Here is a 12,489-nt window from a genome sequence, read left to right as displayed (position 1 = left end):
ATAGTAATGAACGATTTGCTTATCGTAGACGACAGTCCCGAAATCCGCAAGCAGCTCAAGTGGGGGCTGGCCAAAGATTACCGGATCCATCTGGCTGAAAGTGTCACTGAAGCCCTCTCCCTTTTTAACCAGCATCAGCCGCGGGTTGTGACCCTGGATTTAGGATTGCCTCCTGATGTAGATGGTGCAACCGAAGGGCTGCGGTGTCTTGAAGAAATACTGAAAAATAGACCGGATACCAAAGTTATTGTACTGTCAGGCAATGAAGGTCACAACAATGCACTGGCTGCTGTTGATATGGGGGCTTATGATTTTTATCACAAACCCATCGATCTCAATGAGATTCGGATCATTCTTGAGCGAGCTTTTCAACTGGCAGAACTTGAGGAAGAAAATCGTCGTCTGCATTTATCAGCGCAGCAATCCGGAAACGACTACAGTGGTATCATTGGCCAGTGTCCGGCTATGCTCGAGGTATTTGCAACGATCAAAAAAGTGTCCTCAATAAATGTTCCAGTGTTGATTTTAGGTGAAAGTGGTACCGGCAAGGAGGTTGTTGCCCAGGCGATTCACCAGCGCGGTATCCGCCAGGATAAGCCTTTTATTGCTATCAACTGCGGGGCGATTCCTGAAAATCTCCTGGAATCAGAGTTGTTCGGTCATGAGAAGGGGTCTTTTACCGGCGCCGGCAATCGGGTGCAGGGCAAGGTTGAGTACGCGCAGGATGGCACCCTGTTTCTTGATGAAATAGGTGAGATGCCACCTTTGTTGCAGGTAAAAATATTACGTTTTTTGCAGGAAAAGGTGATTCAGCGGGTTGGCGGGCGTGAAGATATCCCGCTTGATACCAGGATTATTGCAGCTACCAACACCGATATCGCCGAGGCCATCAGCCAGGGTGATTTTCGTGAGGATCTTTATTATCGTATTGGCGTCATTACCATCAGTTTACCGCCGCTACGTGAACGGGGAGATGATATCGAGTTGCTGGCCAATTATTTCCTGCGGCGGTTCGGGCAGGAATATGGAAAAAAAGTTCGTGGTTTCAGTATCGCTGCCCGCAACGGACTGCTTGCCTACGATTGGCCGGGAAATGTGCGTGAGCTGGAAAACAAAATCAAGCGTGCTATTATTATGGCCGAACAACCAATGATTGCTGCTGCGGATCTGGGATTTAAAAGTGATGAGCGTGATACTGATGCTGAAGTTGACTGTGAACAGCAAAAAAGGGCCATGCCGCAGGAGCTGCTCCAACCGATGCGCGGTATGACCCTGAAAGAAGCACGCTTGCAGATTGAGAAAACGCTCCTGGTTCAGGCTCTGGAAGACTCTGCCGGTAATATTCAAAAAGCCGCGGAGCAGTTGGCTGTGACCCGGCCGACTCTCTACGATTTGCTGAAAAAACACAATCTCTTTGTGCCGGGCTAATAATCTTCCTGGCTTTTACTCGGTAGTGAAGCTGTAGGTTTCACTGTGAAAAACAGTTCCCGGATCGGTTGTGCTTAGAGCATCTACTTTCCAGTAATAAGTGGTTCCAGCCAGCAGGTTGTCAGTCTGGTAGCTCGTGATGTTGCCGGTATTAACGCTCGTAAGAGCCGTAGATGATGAAAGGGGCACCGCCTCTCCTGACCAACCAGATCCTCCCCCATCGCTGCACGCTACCAGTGAAAAGACAAATAATCCCGTAATAGCTGCTCTTCTTAGGCCGACAGCCCGCCTATCCCTTTGATCAGTTGCAGAGAATAGCGTCAGCATCAGCATCAGAGCAATGACAATCAGCAGGCCGTCAGTCGGAGCTGGCCAGGTTATTTTAGGGATGTTGATCGGGTTGCCGGGTGTAGCTCCGGCATTGATCACCATATTCTTGTCGGTACCATAATAGAGTGTATAGTTCAGATAGTGTTCCGGGGGGCCGGCGTCCCAATCAAAGGTGACATTCCAGGGGGCAACGATACTCTCCTTTTGCGGGCTGAGCAGCGGGGGCATCCAGGCCGTACTGACAATATTGGAATAAGTGCTTTCGTTATTGTGGCTATCGTAAGCGGTCACTGAAAAATAATAAACAGCCGTCTCTTCCAGACCGCTGACCGACGCCATGAGGGAATTTTCGGCATCAATCGGCGAGATGCCCTGATCAGCTTCTGTTCCACGCAGTGGAAGTTGAGGTGTTCCCTGCTGGTAATAGACTTTGTAACCAATCACGTCAGGGCTGGGACTAGGTTCCCAGTAGAGTGTGACTTCGCGACCAAAAGCCGGCAGGATTAAATTGACAAGAACTAAAACTGTCACTATAAGTATTTGAATATATTTCATCTTTTCATTTCCTTTCATTTAAGGTCAGATTCTAGCAAAAGTGTAAAATAAAATTAAGCCCTTAATTTCAAGCGAGGACATATATCATCATGAGTGTTAATATTTCCAGTATCTTGAAACAATGCCATCTATTTGCCGGAACATCTGAAGCGGATCGGCAGCTGCTTTTGTCCCTCAGCAAGATGCGGGATTACAACCGCGGTGAAGTACTTTTTGAAGAAGGACAGGTTGCTGATGGTTTTTATGTCGTTGTCAGTGGCAAGGTGAAAGTTTTCAAGCTGTCACCCGACGGTCGGGAACGAATTCTTCATGTTATTCATCCGGGCAGTAGTTTTGCCGACGCTGCTATCTTTGATGATGGCGCCTTTCCTGCGTTTGCCATGTGTATTGATCCGTCTTCATTGCTGTTTTTTTCAAAGGATCAATTTTTAGGGTTGCTCCATCGGCAGCCGCAATTAGCGATCAACATGATTGCCGGTTTATCCCGCTTTTTACGGAATTTTGCCAGCCAGATTGAAGATCTGACCTTTCGTGATGTTCCGGCGCGTCTGGCCCGTTTTTTAATCAGTGAATGTGACATGAACAGTCAGCAAGTCAAATTGGCGGTTTCCAAAGCGCAACTTGCTTCTAATCTGGGTACTACCAGCGAAACCCTGTCGCGTACGTTACGTAAACTTGCCGACGAAGAGTTGATTGCTGTTCAGGGCCGGACGATCAGCCTGATCGACTTGGATCGCTTGCACGATTTAGTCGATGCTGAGCGTCTTTAGCAGCAAGATACAAGACTGACGGTGTTGCTGAACGGCTTTTTAATAACATCAAGATCATCAATTCCAAGTTGAAATCCTGTGTTTTTTTCAATTATCGTCCTGTTAAATCAGCTCCAATGATCTTTTGACCGACTATTAGCATGTAACCTGCAGTAATAATTCATTTTCATGTTGAGACTTGAGCAAGACCCTGCTATTGTTCCAGTGTTGCTTTCTGTTAATTAGTGTCCAGCTTGAACCAGCGGTTGAACATTATCACCTTTTTCAGGTCGAAAGCTGCTCAGATCAAGGCTTGATGCTTTCACAAAGAGCATAATAAATACGATGGCTGAGCAAAAAACGCCAAATGCAAGGCGTGCTGTTGTCAAACAATGGGGCGTACTTACGTACGTCGAAGCCGTGAGGCAATGCCGGCAACGCTTAAGTTGGTGAGTTTTGCGACACCATCAAGGTTTACTTCATCATTAAGACGTTGCTTGATGCCTGTTGCTATCGGGTAAAGGAGAAGGACCTATGCATATTCTTGTCGTAGAGGATGAACAAAAGGTCGCTGGTTTTATCCAGCGCGGACTGGAAGAGGAAGGCTACAAGGTTGATTTGGCTTTTGACGGCGATGCCGGCATTGAAAAGGGCCTGTCCGGTACCTATGATCTGATTCTGATGGATATCATGCTGCCGAAGAAAGATGGTATTGCTGCTATTCGTGAACTGCGTGAAAAGGATATAAAGACCCCGGTGTTATGTTTAACCGCGCGCGATTCTGTTGAGGATAAAGTCGTTGGTCTTGATATCGGCGCGGACGACTATCTCGCTAAACCATTTGCTTTTGCCGAACTGGTGGCGCGTTGTCGTGCCTTGATCCGGCGCGGCACCTCAGACCGTGGTGCAGAAATTCACTTTGCTGACCTGCGCCTTGATCCGGTGACGCATAAAGTGTGGCGTTCCGGCAAGGAGATTGAGCTCACTTCTAAAGAATATGCCCTGATGGAATACTTCATGCGTAATCCTAACAAGGTGTTGACTCGCACCATGATCGCTGAAAATGTCTGGGATTATTCATTTGATTCATTCACCAACATTATTGATGTATATGTAAATTACCTGCGTAACAAGATTGATCGCGATTATGATAAAAAACTGATCCATACGGTGCGTGGGTCCGGCTATGTATTGAAAGAGTCATAGTTCCTTTGCAGCGTTCAATGAACTGATTCCCCCTGAATAAAAGGCCTGGTTATTTATGATCAGGCCTTTTTTGATATTTTTCATCCCTGATCAGGACACCAAATGGTTGCTGATTTTTACTTTGCCCTGACCATCACGGCGCCTATTTTCACTATTCTAGGTTTGGGTATTGTTTTCAAGCGGATCGGATTGATCACTGAGGACTTTGCCAAGGTCGGTGCTGAGCTGGTTTTCAAGGTTACTCTGCCGTGTCTGTTGTTTGTCAAACTGGTTGAAACCGACTTTCGTCACGATCTTCCGATTGCCCTGATCATCTACGCGGTGGGGTCGACAATTGCAGTTTTTATTGTCCTGGATCGTTTAATTGCACGCTGGATTACAACAGCTACTGATCGTGGTGTGTTTGTTCAGGGGGCGTTTCGCGGTAACATGGGGATCATCGGCCTGGCCTTCTGTCTGAGTGCTTTTGGTGATTCAGTGGTAGCGGTTGCATCGATTTATCTGGCGTTTTTGACGACACTGTTCAATGTCTTATCGGTGATCACCCTGACGCGGCACCAGAACCGTACAGTCGACCCGGCACATAAGTGGCGGGTGATTCTTGAAATTGGTAAAAACCCCCTGATTATTGCCATTGTTATTGGAGTCCTGGTGTCGTTGAGCAGGCTTCCGGTTCCTGCCTTATTACTGACGACCGGAGAATACTTCGCCCGCATGACCTTGCCTTTAGCGCTGTTGTGTGCCGGTGCCTCGATTCGATTACTTGAATTTAAAGGGGATCGTGCCTTGTACTGGGCGTCGGCGGGGAAATTGCTGTTTGTGCCGCTGGTGATAACCACCGGTGGCGCCCTGATCGGTCTGCAGGGTCAGGAATTGGGCGTGCTCTACCTGATGAGCACATCACCAACCGCGGCAGCAAGCTATCCCATGGCGCTATCACTAGGTGGAAATCATCATCTGGCTGCCGCCATCATCGCCATGACATCACTGGGGTCAGTGTTTTTTATTACAGCAGGGATATTTGTGCTGCGCTCGTTGGGGTTGATTTAAGGGGTAGAATGGTGAGGCAGAATACAGAATACAGAATTCAGGAGTTTTAGCAGTTTTTTATTCTATATTCTGAATTCTGTATCCTGAATTCGGTTTTTTAACTATTCAAACTTCACAATGCGGATAAAATCCTCGGCTTTTAGGCTGGCACCACCAACCAGGGCACCGTCAATATCACTCTGGGCCATCAGTCCATCGACATTGTTCGGTTTGACACTGCCCCCATATAGAATGCGGGTGGCTTCGGCGACATCCTGATTATATAAGCCCTGCAGTAAGCCACGGATAAAGGCGTGGGCTTCTTGCGCCTGTTCGTTGCTGGCGGTGACCCCGGTGCCGATCGCCCATACCGGTTCATAGGCGATGACAACCGCTGTCATCTGTTCTGGAGTGATTCCGGCTAATCCGTCTTTAATCTGACCGGTTAACACTTCTAGCATCTGATGGGTTTCGCGCTCCTGGAGGGTTTCTCCAACGCAGAGAATCGCACCAAGTCCAGCGTTGATGGTTGTGCTGACTTTCTGATTGATGAACTGATTGGTTTCGTTAAGTAGCTGTCGGCGTTCCGAATGACCGCTGATGATATATCGGCAGCCGGCATCCTTGAGCAGGGCGGGGGAAACCTCGCCGGTAAAAGCACCGGTTTCTGCCGGGTAACAGTTTTGAGCCGCCAGTTGGAGGGGTGAATTGGCGATTGTTCTGGAAACACTGGCCAGGGAAGTAAAGACCGGAGCAATGACAATATCACGATCGTCGATAGTGGAGAGTTGTTGAACCAGTTCGGTAGCCAGTTGGTTAGACTCTTCAAGGGTTTTGTGGAGTTTCCAGTTGCCGGCAATCATCGGTTTACGCATGGTGTGTCTCCTTACTTATTTTTTATCTGAAAGGGCAACAACCCCCGGCAATGCTTTGCCTTCGAGAAACTCAAGGGAGGCACCGCCACCGGTAGAAATATGAGTCATCTTGTCCTGTAGATTGGCTTTGTTAACGGCCGCAACCGAGTCGCCGCCACCAATGATAGACAGACAATTGCAGGCTGCAAGAGCTTCTGCAACAGCAAAAGTGCCCTTAGCAAAAGCCTCGAACTCAAAAACTCCCATCGGCCCATTCCAGAGTACGGTTCTGGCTGAAGCGATCTGCTGTTGATAGGTGGCAATAGTTTGCGGTCCGATATCAAGCCCCATGCCGGTTGCTGGAAACCGATCATTGCTGACAACAGTAAAGGGACTGTCGGCTGCAAAGGTTTCAGCTGCCAGATGATCGGCCGGCAAGAAAATTTTGATGTTTTTCTGCTTGGCTTTTGCCAGCAGATCAAGGGCCATACCCAGACGATCCTCTTCCACTAAGGATGAGCCAATGGAAATGCCCTGCGCCTTCAGGAAGGTGTAAGCCATGCCGCCACCGATCAGGATAGCGTCAACCTTCTCCAGCAGTTTTTCGATGACGGTAATCTTGTCACTGACTTTGGCTCCACCGAGGATGGCAACAAAGGGACGCTGTGGGTTGTCGAGGGCGCTACCAAGATATTGTAACTCATTCTGCATGAGTAACCCGGCCACCGATGGTTGAAGAATGCGGGCAATTCCCTCAGTTGAGGCATGGGCGCGATGGGCGCTGCCGAAAGCGTCATTGACATAAACTTCAGCCAGGGCAGCCAGTTGCGCGGCAAAGTCAGGGTCATTGGCAGTTTCACCGGCATGAAAACGGACATTTTCAAGCAACATCACCTGGCCGGGCTCAAGTTTTTCCGCCAGAATTTTCGTTTCAGGGCCAATGCAGTCAGGGGCCATCAGCACCTGTTGCCCGAGCAGTGATCCTAAATAGGTGGCTACCGGGGCCAGGCTTGCTGCCGGATCAGGTTTTCCTTTCGGGCGCCCGAGGTGGGAAGCAAGAATCAGTCTGGCGCCATTTTTGAGCAGGTAGCTGATCGTCGGCAAGGCGGCGCGGATGCGCGTGTCATCAGTGATCGTTCCTTGTTTGTCAATCGGCACATTAAAGTCAACGCGACAGAAAACACGCTTACCGGTGACAGTAATGTCTTCGATGGTTTGTTTGTTGAACATGGTAACTCTCCAATTGTCTCACCAAGACTTTTTACTGCTTTTTGGCGACATAGTTGACCAGGTCAACCACGCGGTGGGAATATCCCCATTCGTTGTCGTACCAGGTCAGCACCTTGACCATTTTGCCGCCGATCACATTGGTGTTGAGGGCATCAAGGGTCGATGAAGCGGGTGAGCCGTTGAAGTCGCGGGAGACCAGAGGAAGTTCACAGTAATCGAGAATTCCTTTGAGCTCATTTTCAGAAGCTTTCTTCATCACCCGATTAACCTCTTCAATGGAGGTTTCTTTTTCCGTTTCGACCACCAGATCAACCAGGGAAACGTTGGGAGTAGGAACGCGGATCGCCATGCCGTCAAGCTTGCCTTTGAGTGCCGGCAGAACCAGCGCGGTTGCGCGGGCGGCGCCAGTGGTAGTCGGAATCATTGACATAGCGGCGGCACGGGCGCGGCGCAGATCCTTGTGAGGAAGATCGAGGATGTTCTGGTCGTTGGTATAAGCATGAATGGTCGTCATCATCCCACGAACGATGCCGAAGTTTTCCAGCAGCACCTTGGCGACCGGAGCCAGGCAGTTGGTGGTGCAGGAGGCGTTGGAAATAACCTGGTGGGAACTCTGGTAATCCGTTTCGTTGATCCCCATACAGATAGTAACATCAGCATCCTTGCCGGGGGCGGTGACGATAACTTTTTTTGCGCCGGCAGTCAGGTGTATGGCTGCTTTGTCACGATCACTGAAAATGCCGGTTGATTCGATAACAATGTCAACGCCCAGCTCTTTCCAGGGTAGTTGTGCGGGATCGCGCTGGGAAAGGATCTGGATCTTTTTATCATTCACTACCAGGTTTGCACCGTCAGTACTGACCTCGCCGGCAAAGGTGCCGTGAACTGAATCATATTTGAACAGATGAGCCAGGGTGGCAGCATCGGTCAGGTCGTTGATGGCGACAACATCCAGACTGTTTGTTTGGGCAGCAATCCGCAGAACATTACGGCCAATACGTCCAAATCCGTTAATCGCAACTTTCACAGACATTAATTTCCTCCTTGGGACAAATAAATAAAAGATGTAAGGGTATACTTAGTGGACGAAAAAAAGGAACTCTTTCGTTGAACCCCTATGTTGAAATGCCTTGACGTTGTTTTTTATCGACCATCAAGATACATAAAAAAGTCCATTTTGACTATCTATTTCCCGCTCTTTGGAGAAAAATGTCATAACAGTTTATGGTTGCGGCAAGCGGCTGTTTTCGGTATAAGGACAACGCTTGCATGGGGATGAAAGGACACATAAAACAGTGCGCGTCTGTTTGCTGGCCAGTGGAAGTCGTGGAAACAGTACCCTTATAGAAGTGGATAACACCCGACTGCTGATCGACGCCGGGTTGTCAGGCAAGGAGACGCAGCGGCGTCTGGCGAATCTTGGTCTGTGCTGCGATGAACTTGATGCCATCCTGGTCACCCATGAACATCACGACCATGTCGGTGGCATCGGGCCGTTGGCACGGCGCCATCAGTTGCCCGTTTACGTTGATAGCAAGACGTGTTCGGTCATGACACAGCTAGGTACGATTCCTCAGTGCTGTGAGTTTAATGCCGGTGACAGCTTTGAACTGCACAACCTGCTGATTTCTTCTTTCTCCACGACCCACGACGCGGTCAATCCTGTCGGTTTTACTATCGAATCCCGGGAAGGAAAGATTGGTTATGCGACTGATCTGGGAATCGCTACCCGCCTGATTGCCGATTGTCTGCGACAGTGCCGGGTGCTGATACTGGAAGCCAACCACGATGAACAGATGTTGATTGATGGTGCTTATCCGTGGACTCTGAAACAACGTATTCGCAGTCGTCACGGTCACCTCTCCAATGAGCAGGCCTGTCTACTACTGGAAGATATCGGCTGGCCGGGTCTTGAAGCTCTTTTCCTGGCGCATTTGAGCGAAGACAATAACTGTACCAACCTGGTTTCATCCCTCTTTGAACAGTTTGTTCGGGATAAAGTCTATCAGACCCAGGTGATTGTTGGTTGCCAGTCCCGAATCAGCGCGTGTTTTAATGATACCGGCGCGATTGTCATTCCTTCTTAGGAAGCTCAACCCTGTTTTGTTTAATGTCACGGAGTCATTGACATGATCTGGAAGATAATTGTCGGCCCCAAGGCCGGTGTCACCGATGCTCGAGGTAATCGGGTACACAAAGATATTGCCGAGCATCTGGGTATTGAGCTGGAATCTGTCCGTACCCATGATGTCTATACCGTCGATGCGGCGCTTTCCGACGCCGATATAGAGCGAGCCGCGCGTGGTCCATTCAGCGATCCGGTAATTCAGGATGTTGCTATCAATCGGTCGCTTACCCGTGACTACGATATGCTGATCGAAGTCGGATTTCGTCCCGGGGTTACCGATAATACCGGGCGCACTGCCAAAGAGGCGATCCAGTATCTGGTTGGTCGAGCATTTACACCGGAAGAGGGCGTTTATACTTCCACTCAATACCTGTTCACAGGGTTGCATGACAAGGTCAGCGCAGAGAAGATCGCTGCCGATCTGCTCGCTAACAAACTGATTCAACGCTGGACTGTCCTGGCCCGTGGCGAGAACGAACCGGCTATTGATAGTGATGTCATTCCCCGGGTTGTAGGTAAGATGTCTGCCGAAGTCCGGCAGATTGATTTGAATGTCAGTGATGATGAGCTGCAGCAGATCAGCCGCGACGGCATGCTCGCCCTGACGCTGCAAGAGATGCATACGATCCGTGATCATTTTAGCGATCCTGAAGTGATTGACCAGCGTCAAAACTGTGGTTTGGGTGCCAAGATCACCGATGTGGAGCTGGAAGCCCTCGCCCAGACCTGGAGCGAACACTGCAAGCACAAGATTTTTGCGGCACGGGTTTTTTACGAAGATGATCAAGGTCGTGAGCAGCAGATCGATTCTTTGTTTAAAACATTTATCGTCGGTGCGACTCGACAGGTGCGCAAAAATCTCGGAGGAAAGGACTTCTGTCTGTCGGTATTCAAGGACAATGCCGGGGTTATCGAATTTAATGACGACTGGAGCCTGGTATTCAAGGTTGAAACCCATAATTCTCCCAGTGCCCTTGATCCCTACGGTGGTGCCCTGACCGGGATTGTCGGGGTTAATCGTGACGGCATGGGGACCGGCATGGGTGCCCGCTTGATCTTTAATACTGATGTCTTCTGTTTTGCATCGCCTTTTTATGATCAGCCGTTGCCACCACGGTTGCTGCATCCGCGGCGGATTTTTGAAGGAGTTGTCGAGGGGGTCGAACACGGCGGCAACAAGAGCGGTATTCCTACCCTCAACGGCTCGATCCAGTTTGATGAGCGTTTCGCCGGCAAACCGCTGGTGTACTGCGGTACGGCCGCGCTGATGCCACGTTTGCTGCATGGCAAGCCCTGTCACGAGAAAAAAGTTCATGCCGGCGATCATATCGTGATGACCGGTGGCCGTATCGGCAAGGACGGAATTCATGGGGCGACCTTTTCATCAGAAGAGTTGCATGCAGGTTCGCCGGTTACGGCGGTGCAGATTGGTGATCCCATCACCCAGCGCAAGATGTTTGATTTCCTGCTGCTGGCGCGTGATCGTGGTCTCTATCATTCGATCACCGATAATGGTGCCGGCGGCTTATCTTCTTCTGTTGGTGAAATGGCTGAAGATACCGGCGGTTTTGAATTACATCTGGATCGTGCCCCGCTAAAATATCAGGGGTTGCGTCCTTGGGAGATCCTCATTTCCGAAGCGCAGGAGCGCATGACTCTGGCGGTACCACCAGAAAAACTGAATGATTTTATCGCGCTGGCCAATGAGATGGATGTTGAAGCGACGGACCTTGGGGTTTTTACTGACAGTGGCTATTTCCATTGTCTTTATCAAGGTCGGACCGTCTGTTGCCTGGCAATGGATTTTATTCATGCCGGGGTGCCGCAGATGCAGCTTCCCGCCAAGTGGACACCACCATTAGTGAGTGAGCCTGCGATCGCCGTACCAGCCGATTATAATGAGGTACTGACACTGCTGCTCGGACGCCTGAATATCTGTTCCAAGGAATCGGTGGTGCGCCGTTATGATCATGAAGTGCAGGCCGGCACCGTGGTTAAACCGTTGACCGGCGCACGCAATGATGGTCCGTCGGACGCTGCTGTCTTTCGTCCGCTCCTCGACAGTTTTGAAGGGGTGGTGGTTGCCCACGGTATCTGTCCCTCTTACAGTGATATCGACACCTACCACATGATGGCCTGCGCTATCGATGAGGGTTTGCGCAATTATGTGGCGACCGGGGGCAATGTTGAGCATGTTGCCGGGCTTGATAACTTCTGCTGGTGCGATCCGGTTTTAAGTGAAAAAACTCCCGATGGGCCTTATAAGGCGGCCCAGTTGGTGCGTGCCAATCAGGCTCTCTACGATTATTGCGTCGCCTTTGGGGTGCCGTTGATCTCCGGTAAGGATTCGATGAAGAACGATTACCAGATCGGCGACCGCAAGATCTCAATACCGCCGACAGTCTTGTTTTCCGTCATCGGTAAGATCGCTGACGTGCGCCTGGCAGTGACCATGGATGTCAAGAAACCCGGCGATCTGGTTTATCTGGTCGGTCGTACCGCGGATGAACTGGGAGGATCTGAATATTACGCTCAGTTTGGACATCTGGGCGCCAATGTCCCCAAGGTTGATGCGGTGACGGCATTGCAGCGCTATCGCACCCTGAATCTGGCTCAGCAACAGGGGTTGCTGGCTTCATGTCATGACCTTTCCGATGGCGGGCTTGGGGTCGCTCTGGCGGAATCGGCTTTTGCCGGCGGCTTTGGTATGGATATCGACCTGGCCCTGGTCGACGCGCCGTCGGATCTGCGTACCGATAAGCTGCTGTTTTCCGAGTCCCAGAGTCGTTTGCTGGTGACGGTTCACCCACAACATCAAGGGAAATTTGAAAAACTGTTCCAGGGACAAAGCCTTGCGCTGATCGGCAGGGTGGTTGAAATCCCCGAACTGAAGGTTTGTGCCGGTGCCGATACTGTTATTGTTCAGGCCCCGCTGGATCGTTTGAAGAGTGCCTGGCAGGCGCCTTTGAAGGAGATGTGA

Annotated in this window: 10 protein-coding genes; 6 read left to right on the top strand and 4 right to left on the bottom strand. The window is 50.2% G+C overall.

All coding sequences use genetic code 11. The annotated features are described in order from the left end of the window. Positions 1–6 precede the first annotated feature (6 nt). Positions 7–1,428 (top strand): PEP-CTERM-box response regulator transcription factor, encoded by a 1,422-nt coding sequence (gene prsR, locus AC1931_RS03085; protein WP_483875759.1) that lies wholly within the window; start codon positions 7–9, stop codon positions 1,426–1,428. A gap of 15 nt (positions 1,429–1,443) precedes the next feature. Here the strand turns inward: prsR and AC1931_RS03080 are convergent, their stop codons facing one another. Then, the gene (locus AC1931_RS03080; RefSeq protein ID WP_483875758.1) at positions 1,444–2,313 is read right to left on the bottom strand and encodes a hypothetical protein; all 870 of its coding nucleotides are present in this window, start codon (positions 2,311–2,313) and stop codon (positions 1,444–1,446) included. An 89-nt stretch (positions 2,314–2,402) separates the two neighbouring features. On the opposite strand from AC1931_RS03080, the gene AC1931_RS03075 reads away from it, so the two are divergent. The 3 genes from AC1931_RS03075 (at position 2,403) to AC1931_RS03065 (ending at position 5,318) form a co-directional block, all read left to right on the top strand. Beyond that, on the top strand, positions 2,403–3,083 hold the full coding sequence (locus tag AC1931_RS03075; protein ID WP_483875757.1) for a Crp/Fnr family transcriptional regulator: 681 nt from the start codon (positions 2,403–2,405) through the stop codon (positions 3,081–3,083). A 513-nt stretch (positions 3,084–3,596) separates the two neighbouring features. Continuing rightward, positions 3,597–4,268: a response regulator gene (locus AC1931_RS03070; protein ID WP_483875756.1), complete on the top strand. Its 672-nt coding sequence runs from the start codon at positions 3,597–3,599 to the stop codon at positions 4,266–4,268. A gap of 102 nt (positions 4,269–4,370) precedes the next feature. Beyond that, positions 4,371–5,318 carry an AEC family transporter gene (locus AC1931_RS03065; protein ID WP_483875755.1) on the top strand — a complete coding sequence of 316 codons (948 nt, stop codon included), beginning with the start codon at positions 4,371–4,373 and terminating at the stop codon, positions 5,316–5,318. A gap of 101 nt (positions 5,319–5,419) precedes the next feature. Here AC1931_RS03065 and tpiA read toward each other — a convergent pair whose 3' ends face one another. Genes tpiA through gap form a run of 3 tightly spaced genes read right to left on the bottom strand, consistent with a single transcriptional unit; the run spans position 5,420 to position 8,414 of the window. After that, on the bottom strand, positions 5,420–6,172 hold the full coding sequence (gene tpiA / locus AC1931_RS03060) for a triose-phosphate isomerase (RefSeq protein WP_483875754.1): 753 nt from the start codon (positions 6,170–6,172) through the stop codon (positions 5,420–5,422). 15 nt (positions 6,173–6,187) lie between these two features. Continuing rightward, positions 6,188–7,381, bottom strand: coding sequence for a phosphoglycerate kinase (locus AC1931_RS03055; RefSeq protein ID WP_483875753.1), 1,194 nt, complete (start codon positions 7,379–7,381; stop codon positions 6,188–6,190). 31 nt (positions 7,382–7,412) lie between these two features. Beyond that, positions 7,413–8,414, bottom strand: coding sequence for a type I glyceraldehyde-3-phosphate dehydrogenase (gap, locus tag AC1931_RS03050; protein WP_483875752.1), 1,002 nt, complete (start codon positions 8,412–8,414; stop codon positions 7,413–7,415). Positions 8,415–8,676: 262 nt separating this feature from the next. Between gap and AC1931_RS03045 the strand changes: the two genes are divergently transcribed. Next, positions 8,677–9,468 (top strand): MBL fold metallo-hydrolase, encoded by a 792-nt coding sequence (locus AC1931_RS03045; protein WP_483875751.1) that lies wholly within the window; start codon positions 8,677–8,679, stop codon positions 9,466–9,468. A gap of 42 nt (positions 9,469–9,510) precedes the next feature. After that, a complete protein-coding gene (locus AC1931_RS03040) occupies positions 9,511–12,489 on the top strand; it encodes a phosphoribosylformylglycinamidine synthase subunit PurS (RefSeq protein ID WP_483875750.1) in 2,979 nt (992 codons plus the stop codon).

Source organism: Pelovirga sp. C15f (assembly GCF_057178085.1).
The sequence above is the reverse complement of the archived record's forward strand: the minus strand, read 5'-3'. Positions and strand labels throughout refer to the sequence as shown.

Coding starts and splice junctions, on each gene's coding strand:
- prsR (WP_483875759.1), top strand. CDS start 7: ATGAACGATTTGCTTATCGTAGACGACAGTCCCGAAATCCGCAAGCAG.
- AC1931_RS03080 (WP_483875758.1), bottom strand. CDS start 2,313: ATGAAATATATTCAAATACTTATAGTGACAGTTTTAGTTCTTGTCAAT.
- AC1931_RS03075 (WP_483875757.1), top strand. CDS start 2,403: ATGAGTGTTAATATTTCCAGTATCTTGAAACAATGCCATCTATTTGCC.
- AC1931_RS03070 (WP_483875756.1), top strand. CDS start 3,597: ATGCATATTCTTGTCGTAGAGGATGAACAAAAGGTCGCTGGTTTTATC.
- AC1931_RS03065 (WP_483875755.1), top strand. CDS start 4,371: ATGGTTGCTGATTTTTACTTTGCCCTGACCATCACGGCGCCTATTTTC.
- tpiA (WP_483875754.1), bottom strand. CDS start 6,172: ATGCGTAAACCGATGATTGCCGGCAACTGGAAACTCCACAAAACCCTT.
- AC1931_RS03055 (WP_483875753.1), bottom strand. CDS start 7,381: ATGTTCAACAAACAAACCATCGAAGACATTACTGTCACCGGTAAGCGT.
- gap (WP_483875752.1), bottom strand. CDS start 8,414: ATGTCTGTGAAAGTTGCGATTAACGGATTTGGACGTATTGGCCGTAAT.
- AC1931_RS03040 (WP_483875750.1), top strand. CDS start 9,511: ATGATCTGGAAGATAATTGTCGGCCCCAAGGCCGGTGTCACCGATGCT.